This is a genomic window from Prevotella sp. TF12-30 (genome assembly GCF_003436715.1).
GTDB lineage: Bacteria > Bacteroidota > Bacteroidia > Bacteroidales > Bacteroidaceae > Prevotella > Prevotella copri_A.
In genome coordinates this window covers 85531-101176 of sequence record NZ_QSQJ01000007.1, presented here as the reverse complement: position 1 = coordinate 101176, position 15646 = coordinate 85531, and the positions used below count along the sequence as shown (strand labels likewise).

Below are 15646 nucleotides of genomic sequence, written 5' to 3'. Positions count from 1 at the left end.
ATTCGTTTTTAAAGTTCAACTATAACTATGCAATAGCTTGCTTAGATGCTATATTGTTCACATTCTGCATATGTGAAATCGGCGTACCTTTAGCACCACTCATCGCAATTGTTGCAATACCTCTCAAGAATCCACAATCATAGGATTGTAATGGAATAGAAGCCTCATTTGCATTATTACGAAAATCTAACTCAAGTTGACTCAACTCTTCTTTGTGAGCATTTATCAGCGACATGGTCTTTTCGATTTCAGCAACGGTGGTCAACAAACCAGCAGCATTACAATTGTCAATACGAACCTGCAAGTCTTGCTTCATTACATCATAGTTGAGGTTGATTTCTCTAAACACCATGAGTATCTTATTACGAATGAGACTCATATTTAAATCACGGAAAGCCAAGTCACTCTTGACCATAGCATCAGCAAAGCCCTTATCCTCATAATTCTTATGAAGATAACCATAGATAACATCTATAGGCCAACCTGTTGCATAAGAAACAGTCAAAGGCTTATTCTCTCTTGAAGCCTCTTCCTTTACTGGTGCAACACTCTCAACCACCTCCTTTGCTTCAGAAGGTTCTACTACTGGAAGTGAAACTGTAGCTGCGCTCTCGTTATCACTTTTCTTGTTAAAGATATTAAAGATACCCATAATCTTGATTTTTTAATTGTTATTATTTTTATTTTCTGGTGCAAAGGTATTGCTTTTCTTTCAACAAGACCGAGAACCCCTAACGTTACACTCACTATACACTCTTTTACACTAACATTTGCATGCAAGGTTATAAGTCATTCTTTATTGCCTTAATTTCGACTGATAATCAACGCTTTGTTTCAAATACATCATCAAAAGCATCAAACCCAAGAACACCATAACAAGCGAAATAGCCCCTAAATCAGCAAAGGAATCATATAACCCATGAACTATAGCAGGAATACTGATTGCAAGAACATATAATCCTCGTCTATACTTTGGATAGAGATGAGCAAACGACAAGAAATAACCTGCAATACCGCACCAACAAGCATGAAGGAACGGCAAGCTTGTCAATCTTGCAATGTTCAGGAAGAACGAAACATCATACGTCTGCTCAGCATTTACCGTCATCTGATATTGAACTCCTTCAAAAACTCCAAAAGAGATTCCTGCCATCAAGCCATAAAACACCATCGTTTGAGGTATTAACGGTTCCTTTGCCTTCCTTAATATAATAAGGAGCGGTATCATCTTTCCGAATTCTTCCGTAAGTCCAACTCCAAAGACGTACCCAAGAAGATTAAAAGGAAAATGCACACCTGTAAAAGCATAGAAAGGATTGACTTTAGGTAATCCTAACAAATCCCATGCAACAAACACACAAAGTTGAGTCAAAAAGAATACATTCAAAGTTGTCTTCAACTTGACCTGATGAGTTTTGAAACAAGCATAGAAGAACAAAACCCAAATTATTGAGAAGTACAATGAGACCTCATAAAAAATGAAAAATCCTCCTAATGGTATGGTCATGATAATCATTGGCAACAATCCCACTAAAGCCAAGATTAAGAATCGCTGATCTGAAAGGAATTGCTTGGAAAACAACTTGGCTTTCGGGAATATTAACTCCGAACCTATCGCAGACAACTGTGCTAATACATTTCCTTTGTTTTGGACATGACTCTTCAAGTTAGCTCGTTTCAAATAAAAGCCAACTGTCCGTTCAAAGCTATCACTATCAGCAATAGCCTTGTCTTGTTTTAGCACCTGTCCATTGTTCACATACAAGAGCAAAGTTTGCTCATCGTATGGTCCAAAGCGATGATTGTTGCGGATTACATAAATAACCATCTTATCCAAAGAGTTTATCCATTAACTTATTCCAACCCAATTTTATCAAACCAAACAACAAGATTCCACAAATAATTATGAGTGCCAAAAACACTTTAGTTGTCCAATCTTCATCTCCACCAATAAGCCCCCAAAAGATACCGCCCAAAAACATAATATTAATTATTTACAAGTTGTACTACTATTAATCTACCTCCCTGACTCTTATCAAGCAATATCTGCCTACCATCTGTCAAAGGCACATATTCCCCAATACCAATAGGCTTTTTATCCGTCGCATCATACATATCTGGCAAACGGCGATTGATGAGAATCCATTGATTATTAAAGAAATGGAAATCACCTACAGGTTTTTTATCCTCATCTGTCGTTTTCTCATTTGCAGAAACAAGACGATTAGAATGCCACTTATACAAAGTCTGCTTATCATACACCATCAATCTGTAATTCTCAGACATATACTTTCCGTGAGAAGGTGCATAATAGAAATTGAGAATAGGCAATTGACCTTTATATTCTGTTCCACAGAAAGGACATCTTGGCTTGGTAGTATTGTCAAAGACATACCAATGCGCCTCACATTTCGGATTTTGACAAGGTTGAACCAGATCACAAGTTTTAACCAAAGCATCTTCCCATTCGGCAGCACTTGGACGAGCAGAAGGATTATGAAGTCCATCTATAAAAGCTCTATCAAATAACTTTTTCAAATACGGACCACAAATTGTATATGGTAGTTTTGTAGGGTCACCTTGTGGCAACTGACTCTTATCTAGATCTTGAGATTTTACACGATTTGTCTTATCTGTCGGATGCTCTATAAATAAAGCCTTTTCTCCCATCGACAACTCTTCATCTTTTGCAGGATCTATATCCCATACTTTGCCACCTCGCAGAGGATGACGATTTAGCAAATACATATATATGAGCACAGCTAAAGCATGACGGTCTGTTGCGATACTCGGAAGTTTTTTATTAGGATCGCCAATCTTCAAGCCTTTGGTTTCCATAACCTCAGGTGCTATAAAATCAGGTGTACCTAAAACTCCTGCATCATATTTTCCAGGAACAACCAATTCATCAGCATCAATAATACAAGAATTACCAGAAATAGGATCTACAAGCACATTTTTATACGATAAATCAGAATGAGCAAGACCGGCAGCATGCAACCTTCTGACAGCACGAGCTAGTTTTAAACACATGTGTAAATCAGAAAGCCAAGTACCCTTTTGGTCTGCTGGGACAAAACGATTTCTCAATTTTGCAGATGCAAACCATTTACCTTCTTTTTCCTTACCATCAAAGGGCCCACCTTTAAAGAAATACTTACTTGGATAAAAGGGTAAGACCACACCGATCTTTCCATTCCATTCAACAAGTCGATCTGGCATAATTAAATAGTCTTTCCAATATTTACCCTCTACAGTCTCAAATATTCGTTTATGGTAAGGGCCTACAATATTTTCCAAACGATTTTTATCACTTGGTGAAAGAGTCTTTCGATAAAAAGCGACAACGTATGTCTTGTCTATTGAAAAATAAACATCCTTGACACCACCTTGAGCTTTGATTTCATCATAAAACTCAACGGTTGTGCCATCAGATGCCTTTAATATTACTTTGTTTGCCATAATATACTTTTCTAATACAATATTGCAATAGTTCTATCATCATGGTTACCTGGTGACCAGAAGTCTAACCATTTAAGAAGTTGTTCTTTGGCAGCTTCATTATCATCAGACAAATCCACCCCATTTTCCTTTAAATCATTCCAAAGTGCATCCCATTTATCAGGATTATTCAAGTTTGCGTCTGTTTCAAACTTTGGGTCACTCACGCCATCTGTCATCAAGAACAATGCAGTAAAGTCTGGAACTATATAAAAGCGAAGACGCTGGTATAAAGCTGTCGCATCCTTGAATATCTCTGGCATTGTCAAAAATCGAGTTTGACCAGCAAACTCTCCCTCATCAGGTACACCAAGTAATTTTACGGTATGCATCTCTTTGTCATAGAGACATATTGCACCATCGCCAACCCAAAAAGAAGCAACAAACCAGCCATAACTAAACTTCTTGCAAATCGTCAACAATAAAGTCGTAGCATAAATCTTTGTTGGTTGATTATGTGCAGCAGCCTCAGCATAAATTGCTTTTTGAGCACGAAAGGCAGCCGTACCAACAATCTTGTAGATATAATCCCCAACCATTTTACGAGCCTCGCTTTCGCTGTCTTCCTTAAACTGGTCATATGTATCTATCTCTTCTTCAAATTTCTTACTATCCAACAATTGCTCCTTGCAATAATCGACTGCCGTTTCACAAGCTATTCGAGAACCTTCACGAGAGAAGGTAGCAGAACCAGCTCCATCAGCAACAGCCATAATATACCATCCATTTTCAAGATGAGCCATTTTGAAATGGTCATCACGAGGTTTTGCTTCTTGGGCATGCGAACGGCCACGCTTGCTGGCAGCTACAATATCCTTTTGAGGAGCACCGTCATCCAGAGCCTCAACCTTCACATATTCACATTGTACATCTTCATTCTGATAACGTGGTTCAGGCATATTTTCCCAATCCACAGGTAAATTCTTCCACAATTTACGTGGGTCTTGATTGATGACAAAAGGAATCTTACGTTCTAAGACGGGTCTATCTTCTGGCAAAAATATACCTTTATATTTATAGCATAGCGTCAGTTCAAATGTTGATTCTGCCGTTGCTGTACCACCATTACGTAATGGTTCTAAAGTTGGTAAACCACTAATAGTAAAACTATGTCCATCCTCCGCCACAGTTATCGTTAAACCATGCATTTCTTCTGATATGCCGCTTACTTCAACAAGCACCATATTTTCATCAGGAACGTTCACAGTCTGTGAATATTCCTTTCCTTCTTTAGCATTCGGTATCGAAAATGCTAAAGACTTTACTTTATTTTCTGCAACTAAAATATTGTCCATCAGATGTTCTTTATATAGATTCCACAATTTGTCTGAAAGGAACTTCAAGAAGTCTTCCACCTTCTCGTCGTTCTTCCCTTGACAAACTATATCTATTATCTTTTCTACATTCATAGCTTTATCCTCTTCCTCTTGTTATATCAGCTCCACCTGCAGCAATTTCACCCAAAGAGCCTTCCATACCACACCAAGGGCAAGCTGTCGTATTTCCGTCTGAACACATAATATTACCACATTCACAGACCACTACACCTAATTGTGCGCCACAACAAGGACAGGTTGGTACACCACGCAAAGCTGTTGTATTGATACTCTGGTTAGAATTTCCATCAGACAAGCTATTATATGTTTCTTCATCTATAGGATAAGCACCAACCAACTTAAACTCATTCTTCAATAAGCCAAGGTTTCCGTAATCCATGTCCTTGTACTCTGCCATTCGTTTTGCATATTTTACGAGATAAGTTTTCTTGGTATTGGAGCATTTGCCTACCAACACTACAAAATTTTCATCTATGATACAAGGCTTAGAAGTATCTACCTTTTCAAGATTTATACCAGATGTAGGTGCCAACTTTACTTCATCATCACCCATATCCGTCACAGAAACGCTTGTTGCCTTGATGGAAGCAGTAACCCATTTGAAGAATGACTTGAACGAAATTTCATCAGTATTATTCAAACGAAGCACATTATCTGATATTTGTCCCAGCAACTGCGTATTCGCATTATCACCGATAGATATTGCTACAATATTAGCTGAATGACGATACTTCTGATTCCAACGAGTGAAAGCTGGAGTTGGATCATCTGTAGGAGTTCCATCTGTAAAGAGGAAAATGATTGGTTTCCAATCACCTTTTTTCTCCAAGGTTGTCTTCACTAACGACTTGTCCATATCATCCATCAAAAAGTTAAGAGCAGCACCTAAAGACGTACCTCCACCAATAGGAAACGTTGGAGGATAGAATTTATACAATTCCGTCAAAGGCGTTACACTTTTTGCTTTACCAGCAAAAGCTATCACTGATATATATGCTGTTTCAAGAGCATACGGATCGGTACGCAATTCTTGAACTATCATTCTCATACCATCCTGCACTTGCTGGATTGGCTCTCCTACCATTGACTCTGATACGTCAACGAGGAAATATATAGGTAATCTTCTCATTGTTTTGTTATTGTTAGTTATTTTTATAGACTATCATCGGTAGAGGACTCAGATAGACCTTACCAGGTCCTGTCACCTTCATTAAACTCAATCCCTCTCCTCGAAAGACATTACCAACAGACCAACCTGCCTGAATCTGTGAAGGAGAGAAACCTTGAAAGGCTACGATATGATTTTCATCTATTTCAATTGTTTCACCATTACCCAGAATCTTTTCTATTGGGGAACCAAGGGAATCAAGAAAAACAGTAGCATTACCATCTATCTTTTGGAAAAGTCCTACTCCACCCAATAATCCTTGAAGACTTATATTAAGGTTCAAGTTTATCTTATTCGTGGATGCAACATAATGTCCACGACGACAGATTAAGTTTTCTCCTTGCAATCTAATAGGAACGAGAGCACAACAACTACCAGAAAGTACCATTTTTCTCTCCGTATTTGTAGGATTATAGAAACGGATTATCAAAATAGACTCACCTGATAACGCTGATTTCAAGACACCTCCCAAAAGGCTTCCCAATCCACCATTGCCAGAACCACTTCCATTAAACTCCACATCACGCTGCAAAGCCTCATCAACATAAACGATGCTTCCTCGCTCTGCATAAAAAGACTCTCCTGGTGCTAATGTTACCTCAAGAGTTTTATATTCATATCCCACTATCTTGCAATTCATATAACCTTACACCACTAAATTTACTACTGTTGGAGGTGCAGGCAGTTCTACCTGGTCTGTAACTCCCATCGTCTTACCACCTCCAATGATATTGATTGATACCCATTGGAAGAACTTCTTGAATGTATTACTATCCATTGTGTCAAGTGTAAAAACATTGTTAGTAAGCTTCTTCAAAGGTTCTGTTTTTGCCTTAGGTCCTGCAGCACAAGCCACAATATTTGTGAACTGATGTGCTTTGACCTTTGGTATCACATTATCGTATGCCAACAAATCCGAAGGTTTTCCATCTGTCAAGATAAACAATAATGGCATCCAATCGCCTTTTTGCTCTTTAGATCCCATATTCACCTCTGCATCATATCGTTGACACAACAATTCCAAAGCAGCTCCCATGTGAGTCGGTCCAGCTTCAGGACAAGCAATCTCCGGCAATTGAAGGTTCTCCAATTCGGTCAAAGGAAGAATTTGCTTGACATCCTTATCGTATGTTATAATACTGATACAAGCCGTTTCCAAAGCGTATGGATCCAATCGCAAAGATGCTATCATATCCGACAGTCCCACCTTCACAGACTCTATAGGTTCACCTTTCATGGAACCAGAAGTATCTATCAATATATAAACAGGTAATCTTCTACTCATAATTTGTTTAAAGATTAAATTATAGATGATGCTCTTACGAAAGAGCACCATCCTTAATAAAATTTATACTACGATATTAACCTCTGGTGGTGGAGGTGGCAACTCACTCATTGTAGTAGCCTCACAAGCAGTATCCTCAACAGATTTACTACTTGTACTGATTGAAGCTGAGACCCATTTGAAGAAAGCCTTGATAGTCGCACTATCGGCAGTATCTAGCTGAACCACATTTTCTGTGATTTGCTTCAACGTATTGGTATTAGCACCTTGACCAGCAGCACAAGCTACAACCATACCACACTTACGCTTCTTGAATTCCTCAAGTCCCTTTGTAATAGAGTCGGTCGGTTCACCATCTGTCATAATGAAAACCAATGGTCGCCAATCTCCCTTTACCTCAGCTGTGGTCTTTGTAATCTCACTATCTATCTTCTGCGATAGTAGTTCCAACGCACCACCTAATGCTGTGCAACCACTTGCATCAATGTTTGGCTGTTGGAATGCCGCCAACTCTGTAAGAGGTGAAACCTGCTGTGCAGATGTATTAAAAGTGATAATACTGATATACGCTGTTTCCAACGCATACGGATCACTTCTCAACGTGGAGATAAGCGTTTGAACGCCATTTTTCACTGCCTCGATAGGTTCACCATACATAGAACCCGAAGTGTCGAGGAGTAGATATACAGGTAATCTTCTCATTTTATAAACATTTTACTTTGAATAATCTCTTGCCACACGAACAATGGTTTGTCCGATAGTTCTATCTTCAAACGCATCACCGATTGCTGCAAATTTCCATTCACCATTGCGTCGGTACAACTTACCCATTACAAGAGCACGCTTACCTACACATTCTGTCTTAGTCGCTACATTATATTGAGCAAACACTTGCTTAGGTGGTCTTTCAGGTGTACCCTCAAACATACGAATAGAAGCATATGGAATTCCTGAGAAATCACCACTATATTCATTATTATTATATATGTTCAAAAAGAACACGATAGAGTTCACATTATAGCTGACACGATTCAAGTCAACAGTAATAATCTCATTGTCAAGACCATCATCTCCATTTTGATCACCTGTTAGGTCATCACCTGTATGATGAAGAGCACGATCATTTGAATCCAACTTGCCTTGAGGTAGTTTGCCATTGAATTGATATAAAGGAGACCAAATATGGTCAACCACATTACCATTAGCATCAAACATCATACAACTAAGATCCAAATCAACATCTACAACAGATGTAGACAAACCAAAGAAAGTTTTCTTAATGATAGCTCCCCAGTTACAACCAACACAAAAGTTGGTCAATTTCGCACCAGTCTCTTTTTCAAGATTAATGCGTTGTCCTTTTTCAAGTTTTATTGCCATAATTCTCAAGTTTAAATAATTAATCTTTACTGCCAGGACTATAATTGAATCCCCATCCATATTGTTTGTCACAATCACGATGTCCATCATGAAATGTTACCAGTTTCTTCACTGTAATAGAATTATCACCAGCAAAATCTAGCTGGGCTATTGCACAGAACTTTTTGTCACTGTACTGTTGCCCCATTTTCACGATGACATCTTGATTGCCTGGAACTTTGACTTTTACAACAGCATTCGTCTCCGACCATTTAGCTACGCCTTCATAAATAAAGGTATAAACTATAATGCGCTTGATTTCATTGATACCTACAGGATTCACAAGAATGGTTTCTCCTGAAGAGGCACCACCTCCACGATCATCGCCTTGATGCCATATATAAGGAGCCATATCATAGCAACCTTGGCGAGTCACATGATGACGATCACCTCCTCTACCATGAGAAAATTGCAAACCATCTATCAGCATTTTCTTGCCATTACGCAATTCATAATAACAGCCTAAATCCAGATCAATGGCATTACCAAAGAGATTTTTGAAAAATCCCCCTTTACTCCAGTCAAGATTGATAACAATCTCACCTGCAGAAGGTTTGCCCGCTGTAGGCTTTTCCAAATTAATACGATGAGTATCACCGCTCTTTTCTAGAATGATTGCCATAATTACATAAATTTAGAAGCATACTTTCTGCAAATAGGTTCTAGTCCATCTTTATGAGCCTCACCTACTGCCTGGAATTTCCATTCAGAACCACGACGATACAAACGACCAAATTCAACACCTTTATCGGTAGAGAAGTCTTCATCCAAATCATAACGGCAAATAACCTCTCCATTTATTGCATTCTTAATCTGAATATATGCATCACGAACCTGACCAAAATTATACTTCATTCGTGGAGCATTCACAGGGTCATTTGCATCTGATGGACTCCAATAGATACTTGCTGTAAAAAGGATTTCTTGCACCTTAGCCGAAGTTTTTGTCAAATCCACTTCAATTTCCTCATTTCCCTCTCCAGTATCATCGTCATCATCACCTAAATCGTCAACGGAGCCAAGGACACTTTTGTCCACAGAACACGGACGTACTTCCCCATTTACTTCTATAGTATTTGGTGAACCATAGAATACGAAATCATATTCGTTTTCTATCTGCCCATTGCTACCCAACAGGAAAGTAGATGCATCCAAATCATATGCAGGGTCTGCATTTGGATTCACCTTCCATCCCATCTCTACCTTCAAACGAGTCAAACCAGATTCGATTTCAACTCGTTGACCTTTAATCAAATTAATAGCCATAAGCGATTATGCAAATTGTTTAGCATATTTGTTTACGAGAGCCTGCAGACCACCTTTATTACCATTACCAATAGCCTCAAACTTCCATTCTCCATTATGACGATACAGACGACCAAACTCTACAGCTGTCTCTATAGAAAAGTCCTCATCCAAATCATAACGAGCTATCTCTGTATTTGTCTTTGCATCATAGATACGAATATAAGAATTTCGTACTTGACCAAAATTCTGGCGACGTTCATCAGCTTTATAAATAGTTGCAGTAAAGATTATCTCTTTAATGTTTTGACTAACCTTTGTCAAGTCAACATTCAGGGTTTCATCATCACCACCATCACTATTTCCACCAGTCAGATCATCGCCTGTAGATTCCACAGAGCCATCTGGAGCTTTCTGATTTCCATAGAATACAAAGAATTCCTGTTGTGGAATCTGACCATTCTCACCCAACATGAATGCAGAAGCATCCAAGTCGAAATCATAACCAGAACCCTCATTTGGATCCCAACCGAGTCCTACACCTACTAATGACAGCCCCTTATCCATACTAATGCGCTGTCCTTTTTCTAGATTGATCATATTCTCAAATATTTAAATTGTTATTATTATCTGTTTGATGGTGCAAAGCTAATCATTTTTCTCTATACCTTATTAAATATGCAAACGTTGCAAGCTAGCAAGAGTAAAAAGTCTAATAAACAAGTTGCAACCTTACAAGGCTGAGATTCTTTGCCATTCATCAGAATCCGTTAATTGTTTTATTCCCTCATCTATACCATCCTGATAAGTCATCAAATCTGCCGAGATTCTTACTCCATAGTTACCATACATATTACGCTGTATTATATAGTCTTCTGCATGGAACAAAACATCATTCAATTTCAATATCTGTTTTTTCAATAATGCAATCATTGGCGCACGAGTTGCATAATCCAAGATATTCGGAGCTTTATCAGCCTCACCGCCAAACTTCTTATAGATGATTTGATATTTCTTCATAATAGCAGCCATTCTTTTTTGATATCTTTCAAGTTGTTTGGCAGTTACAGGCTTATTAAAGTTGATACCTCCACTCATAGACTCTAACAAAAACAAAGCATATAATGCCTTTTCCCTTCTGTGGATTTTCTCCAACTTGACATCTGCCTCAGGAAAATAAATTTGCTCTTTTAAAGTATCAATGACAACAGAACTCTTCACACCCTTACGAAGCATTAGAATATCAAAGATCTGCTTATAAAAACCACGGAAAATAAAACGGCCAGTTTCTTCTTGCAAATAATTCAGTCTTAGATTATGATAGTTCTCAGCCAACAAATCCAATATCTTACGAATAGTACCAAGAGCATCATCCTCTATTTCTACAAGCAAGAAATTCGACACAATTCTATCATTAACAAAAGATTCCCCAATCTTTATCATGAAAGAAGGATTTACTAGTCCAAACTCTTTCACATTCAATTTCGCAGCCAATAGGTCTTTACAAAAACGTTCTGTTGACAAGCTACGCAACTGCTTAATAATAACTTGCAGTCGTTCATAGCTTACCTTAGGATATAAGAAATCAGCAATCTGATACAAATCCGTTTCAGAAATACTTTGATAATGTTCCGCTATTTTTGGCAAATAGACAAAATCAAAACCCGCTAACCGTATCTCCGAACAGATTTCCCGGTAACTATTTTGGATTTGCTCATTGATTTTCTTATCAAATTCACTTTCAACATAGAGAATTTGAGTATCTTCAAATTTTATTTCAGATGTATCAATGGAAAGTACAGTTACCGAACTTCCCATATTGATAGTCATACAACAACGTAAAGCTAGAATCAGCAAAGCCTCTTCCCTTGCACAATAATTGTCTGACATTGCCGTTTGATTGAAATCACCTATCAAATCATGCTTAAGACTATCATCAGCCAAAAGAAGTTCGTTCAAAGCCGCCGCAAAAGTATAGGAGGCAGCAGCTACTTCATCTTCCTTCTTGATTCCATATTTCTCACGCAAAGAATCAAGAAAGATAATCTCTCTTGCATCAATGATACCATCAGCCTCTATCAAATCAGAAACTATTCTCATTATACTTGCACGTTCAGACTGCCTCATGCCTTTCCTATTTAATGACAGAGGCTCCCAACCTGCCAGATTATTATTAAGGTATATATACAAAGAAGCGCGGAGCCAGTCTGTTGCCCGTTCCACGCTATTAAGGCCTTCGCATTGCCCTGTCTGTCGAAACGAACAACGCTGGAAGCCCCACGCCGATGTAAGTATATAGCACCACCTATCAACTCATTGCCGAAATGCTATGAGCCGACAAGGGCTGTATATATAATACATCCCAAGGGGCGTCCCCGTTGCTTTGTTCTTGACAGACATTTGGAAGTTGCGAAGTTCTAATAGCGTCAAAACCAAAGCGTACAGTTACGCCTTTTATGTATATATGTCCATCCCACCTTCGCCCAGTTGGAGCTTCCAGTAAGGATATGACACCGCAAAAGTAACAAATATTATCGAATCTACAAAATTTTTAGCCATAAAGTTTCGAAAAAAGTTGTGTGAGGGGACACAATTGGGAAGAAGAAGAAGTCTTACTTGGCTAGCAACTTTAGATTTTGAGGAATGCTTCCACCTACCTTCCTTATTTTCCACGCCATCTACTTTTGGTATACAAAACATAATTACCTGATAATCAAACTATAGCATTTTCACGCTTCTTTTTGACACGCAGATTGTGACTATGAATAGCGGGTTCGATAATGAATCCACAAAAAAGAAAGTAAGTAAGTAACATTAAACAGAAGTTGGCACACCTATCAAGCCACAGGCTACTACTGAGGATTCTACACAACAGGAGACTACTCAGCAGCAGGAGGCTACAGAGACTGAACAGCAGACAAATGCTGAATAGGAAATCACAAGAGAGTTCTGTAGGGTTCAATAGAATTCTATTTGCAGACAACATATTAAGAATAATAGGGAAAGCGTAGAATTCCTGCACCTTGTTATGGAGCATAGAAGCATAGAGAAGAACTTCTCATTCCCTTGATACTTGGGTGACCGTTCTTCTTGTCTATGCCATGTGCAAGAAGCTGGTTCCAGCAAGTGAAGTGCTTCACATTGCGGTTATCATTTATCCTATCACCCAATCCTCTATGCTTCGCTGGTCTTCAGAGAAGTTGACACCCACTTTAACAACCTTCCGACGATCATCGGCAAAAGCCTTGGCATAGTCCTTGCCACAGATTTGTGCCATGGCGGTACCAGCAGACTTTTCATATTTCAACTCGAAGATGAAGATACTCTGCTCTGTCTTGAGTACAAGGTCTATCCTTCCATCCGAAGTGGTATACTCCACCTTCACATCTTCGCCAAGCATGGTGAAGATGGTGAACATCACGGCTTGATAGTGACGCTCATTATTGTTGATAATCGTATATGGAAACTTATCATAGAATGCCTTCAAGTGAGGCATAAAGGCTCCCATGTCGTCATTGATAAGCACATTCTTGGAATAAGCATACACGATGGCATCATATCTGTTCATGTCTTGCGCAGAATAATACCTGACGAGACTTTCCGAGAAACCTTGTCTTACTTCTTGATTTGGGAAACCGAGATGATACAACTTGCCTTTCTTCTCATATCCTTTAATGGTAAGGTAGCCACTTTGGAAAAGGACAGGAATAGGATCAGCAAGCCTTTCCGTAGGTGTATCAAAACGTGATGCCTGTATCCACAGATCGTCCAGGTTGAGCATATCCAAATTCTTCTGCTGCATCAGTTCTATCAGGAACGTAGGCGTACCAGATGTAAACCAATAGTTATTAAACTCCTTATCGTCCAAAGCATTGATAATGCTGTAAGGATTGAAGATATCCTCGCTATTGATACTGAAATGGTAGCCATCATAATGCTGCCCGAGTTGCTGCAAGGTCTCCTCATAAGTGAGCCCATTATGCTCAGCCATCTCCTCGATACCCTCACGGAAATAATGCGACAATTCACTCTTGGTAATACCACAACAGCTGCTGTATTCATCTTTCAACGTGAGAATCTTGAGATTGTTCAACTCGCTAAAAATGCTGAGCTGACTAAACTTGGAGATGCCTGTGATGAATACAAAGCGAATGTTTCCCTCTTGCTGCTTCATGGGGCTGAAGAAATCTCGCATGATGTTGCGGATGGTCTTCTGTAAGTCTTCGTCACTTACAGAATCATGCATCGGGGCATCATATTCATCGATGAGAACGACAACTTGTTTACCTGTTTGAGCAGTAGCTGTAAGCAAAATATCCCTAAAGCGAGCCCCAAAGCCTTCACGCTCAGATTCAGGAACTTCTATTCCATATTTCTGCTCTTCAACTTTAAGGATATTGTTTAATATGATTTTAGTATTCTCCAAACTATAATACTTACCACAGCTCAGATCCAAGTGGATGACAGGATATGCCGTCCATTCCTTCTCCATCTGTTCGATGGCAAGGCCCTTGAACAGTTCTTTCTTACCCTCGAAATAAGCCTGGAGGGTAGATACAAACAAGGATTTTCCGAATCGACGTGGGCGACTCAGAAAATGAAACTTGGCATAATGAGCCAGCTGATAGACGATAGCCGTCTTGTCAGCATAGAAGTAATTCCCCTTCACGATTTCGGAGAACGTTTGTATTCCCAAAGGATATCTCTTTGAAGCCATAATCTTACTCTTAATAATTCAGAGTACAAAGATACTGATAATATTTCAGAAAACAAACATTTTTCTTATTATTAACAATATACCAGCAAGGGGTCTTTATACGCGCACGCATATATCTTTTTTCGGACATAAAAGTATCAAAGTCTCATTATTCAAAGAAAAATGAAGGGTATATATTTAACACTCAGAATGTTTTATAGAATGAGACTTCTCGAAAAATGGCGAAAGAAGTATCATAGAAGTATCATCAATTCTTGGAAATGTATCATAAAAATGCTAATAAGAAGCAGAAAAATGCTGTCAAGAAGCTAAAATGTACTACTAAAATACAGAAAAAAGCTACAAAAACATATAAAAAATCCTTGTTTTCAGACAATAAATACCCTCTTTTCTCGTTATGATAGAAATGTTTCATTAAAAACATAATCTATATGGATGAAAAGGAACTTTTGAAAAAGGCTTTCGAATACGGAAACGTTCCTAGCCTCATCACCTATTGCTTCACCGAACCATGTCCGATGAAAGACAAGTGTATCCACTATCTATCCGGCCTCTACAAAAACGAGAAGACTGATAGAGGAGATGCCATCTTCCCAAATGCCCTGAAAAACGGAAAATGCAAGTACTTTGCTCCGCTGCGTGTCGTGAAAATGGCATGGGGATTCGACAAACTATTTGCCGAAATGAAAGTGAAAGATGGACCAGCATTGCGCGCCGAAATGAGAAGCTACCTCGGTAGCAAAGGACAATACTACCGATACAAACTGGGACAACTGAAACTCCTCCCGGAACAGCAGAAATATATCAAACAGCTCTTCGCCAGATACGGATATAAAGACGTTGAGTTCGAACACTTCTCTGAAGAGATTGACTTCACAAACATCTAATCTTTCCAAGAATTTATTGTTACGGTTTGATAAAACTAAAAATGTATTCATTCCCGTTTCACTATACTGAATATGTCTAGTATTCCA

General features: G+C 38.7%; 16 protein-coding genes. 1 reads left to right on the top strand and 15 read right to left on the bottom strand.

Translation table 11 applies throughout. The features are described from left to right. Positions 1-25 precede the first annotated feature (25 nt). The 15 genes from DXD25_RS04710 to DXD25_RS04640 form a co-directional block, all read right to left on the bottom strand. Positions 26-652 carry a hypothetical protein gene (locus tag DXD25_RS04710; protein ID WP_117662003.1) on the bottom strand — a complete coding sequence of 209 codons (627 nt, stop codon included), beginning with the start codon at positions 650-652 and terminating at the stop codon, positions 26-28. Positions 653-796: 144 nt separating this feature from the next. Continuing rightward, entirely contained in the window at positions 797-1828 is a 1032-nt protein-coding gene (locus tag DXD25_RS04705; RefSeq protein ID WP_117662002.1) for a PrsW family glutamic-type intramembrane protease, read from the bottom strand. 158 nt (positions 1829-1986) lie between these two features. Further along, positions 1987-3462 (bottom strand): helix-hairpin-helix domain-containing protein, encoded by a 1476-nt coding sequence (locus DXD25_RS04700; RefSeq protein ID WP_117662001.1) that lies wholly within the window; start codon positions 3460-3462, stop codon positions 1987-1989. An 11-nt stretch (positions 3463-3473) separates the two neighbouring features. Further along, positions 3474-4910 (bottom strand): PP2C family serine/threonine-protein phosphatase, encoded by a 1437-nt coding sequence (locus DXD25_RS04695; protein ID WP_117662000.1) that lies wholly within the window; start codon positions 4908-4910, stop codon positions 3474-3476. A gap of 4 nt (positions 4911-4914) precedes the next feature. Next, on the bottom strand, positions 4915-5967 hold the full coding sequence (locus DXD25_RS04690; protein WP_117661999.1) for a TerY-C metal binding domain-containing protein: 1053 nt from the start codon (positions 5965-5967) through the stop codon (positions 4915-4917). 13 nt (positions 5968-5980) lie between these two features. Beyond that, positions 5981-6646 (bottom strand): AIM24 family protein, encoded by a 666-nt coding sequence (locus DXD25_RS04685; protein WP_117661998.1) that lies wholly within the window; start codon positions 6644-6646, stop codon positions 5981-5983. A gap of 6 nt (positions 6647-6652) precedes the next feature. Beyond that, entirely contained in the window at positions 6653-7291 is a 639-nt protein-coding gene (locus tag DXD25_RS04680; protein ID WP_117661997.1) for a VWA domain-containing protein, read from the bottom strand. A gap of 63 nt (positions 7292-7354) precedes the next feature. Beyond that, positions 7355-7993 carry a VWA domain-containing protein gene (locus DXD25_RS04675; protein ID WP_089543818.1) on the bottom strand — a complete coding sequence of 213 codons (639 nt, stop codon included), beginning with the start codon at positions 7991-7993 and terminating at the stop codon, positions 7355-7357. 12 nt (positions 7994-8005) lie between these two features. Next, a complete protein-coding gene (locus DXD25_RS04670; protein WP_089543856.1) occupies positions 8006-8671 on the bottom strand; it encodes a TerD family protein in 666 nt (221 codons plus the stop codon). A 19-nt stretch (positions 8672-8690) separates the two neighbouring features. Continuing rightward, the gene (locus DXD25_RS04665; protein ID WP_089543819.1) at positions 8691-9332 is read right to left on the bottom strand and encodes a stress protein; all 642 of its coding nucleotides are present in this window, start codon (positions 9330-9332) and stop codon (positions 8691-8693) included. A gap of 2 nt (positions 9333-9334) precedes the next feature. Next, a complete protein-coding gene (locus DXD25_RS04660) occupies positions 9335-9976 on the bottom strand; it encodes a TerD family protein (protein ID WP_089543820.1) in 642 nt (213 codons plus the stop codon). Between the two features lie 6 nt (positions 9977-9982). After that, complete coding sequence (locus DXD25_RS04655; protein WP_089543821.1) at positions 9983-10555, bottom strand: TerD family protein; 573 nt, start codon at positions 10553-10555, stop codon at positions 9983-9985. Between the two features lie 132 nt (positions 10556-10687). Next, positions 10688-12082, bottom strand: a complete 1395-nt coding sequence (locus tag DXD25_RS04650) for a hypothetical protein (RefSeq protein WP_147327848.1) — start codon at positions 12080-12082, stop codon at positions 10688-10690. 899 nt (positions 12083-12981) lie between these two features. Continuing rightward, positions 12982-13125, bottom strand: coding sequence for a hypothetical protein (locus tag DXD25_RS16620; protein ID WP_158556290.1), 144 nt, complete (start codon positions 13123-13125; stop codon positions 12982-12984). Next, positions 13110-14672 carry an ATP-binding protein gene (locus tag DXD25_RS04640; RefSeq protein WP_117661994.1) on the bottom strand — a complete coding sequence of 521 codons (1563 nt, stop codon included), beginning with the start codon at positions 14670-14672 and terminating at the stop codon, positions 13110-13112. The genes DXD25_RS16620 and DXD25_RS04640 overlap by 16 nt, the downstream gene beginning before the upstream one ends. Before the next feature lie 431 nt (positions 14673-15103). Here DXD25_RS04640 and DXD25_RS04635 point away from each other — a divergent pair, with 431 nt between their 5' ends. Next, the gene (locus DXD25_RS04635) at positions 15104-15559 is read left to right on the top strand and encodes a DUF6078 family protein (RefSeq protein WP_117661993.1); all 456 of its coding nucleotides are present in this window, start codon (positions 15104-15106) and stop codon (positions 15557-15559) included. The last annotated feature ends 87 nt before the right edge of the window (positions 15560-15646 follow it).

Bases quoted from the DNA above. Each gene is read 5' to 3' on its own strand.
- DXD25_RS04710 (WP_117662003.1), bottom strand. From the start codon at position 652: ATGGGTATCTTTAATATCTTTAACAAGAAAAGTGATAACGAGAGCGCA.
- DXD25_RS04705 (WP_117662002.1), bottom strand. From the start codon at position 1,828: ATGGTTATTTATGTAATCCGCAACAATCATCGCTTTGGACCATACGAT.
- DXD25_RS04700 (WP_117662001.1), bottom strand. From the start codon at position 3,462: ATGGCAAACAAAGTAATATTAAAGGCATCTGATGGCACAACCGTTGAG.
- DXD25_RS04695 (WP_117662000.1), bottom strand. From the start codon at position 4,910: ATGAATGTAGAAAAGATAATAGATATAGTTTGTCAAGGGAAGAACGAC.
- DXD25_RS04690 (WP_117661999.1), bottom strand. From the start codon at position 5,967: ATGAGAAGATTACCTATATATTTCCTCGTTGACGTATCAGAGTCAATG.
- DXD25_RS04685 (WP_117661998.1), bottom strand. From the start codon at position 6,646: ATGAATTGCAAGATAGTGGGATATGAATATAAAACTCTTGAGGTAACA.
- DXD25_RS04680 (WP_117661997.1), bottom strand. From the start codon at position 7,291: ATGAGTAGAAGATTACCTGTTTATATATTGATAGATACTTCTGGTTCC.
- DXD25_RS04675 (WP_089543818.1), bottom strand. From the start codon at position 7,993: ATGAGAAGATTACCTGTATATCTACTCCTCGACACTTCGGGTTCTATG.
- DXD25_RS04670 (WP_089543856.1), bottom strand. From the start codon at position 8,671: ATGGCAATAAAACTTGAAAAAGGACAACGCATTAATCTTGAAAAAGAG.
- DXD25_RS04665 (WP_089543819.1), bottom strand. From the start codon at position 9,332: ATGGCAATCATTCTAGAAAAGAGCGGTGATACTCATCGTATTAATTTG.
- DXD25_RS04660 (WP_089543820.1), bottom strand. From the start codon at position 9,976: ATGGCTATTAATTTGATTAAAGGTCAACGAGTTGAAATCGAATCTGGT.
- DXD25_RS04655 (WP_089543821.1), bottom strand. From the start codon at position 10,555: ATGATCAATCTAGAAAAAGGACAGCGCATTAGTATGGATAAGGGGCTG.
- DXD25_RS04650 (WP_147327848.1), bottom strand. From the start codon at position 12,082: ATGAGGCAGTCTGAACGTGCAAGTATAATGAGAATAGTTTCTGATTTG.
- DXD25_RS04640 (WP_117661994.1), bottom strand. From the start codon at position 14,672: ATGGCTTCAAAGAGATATCCTTTGGGAATACAAACGTTCTCCGAAATC.
- DXD25_RS04635 (WP_117661993.1), top strand. From the start codon at position 15,104: ATGGATGAAAAGGAACTTTTGAAAAAGGCTTTCGAATACGGAAACGTT.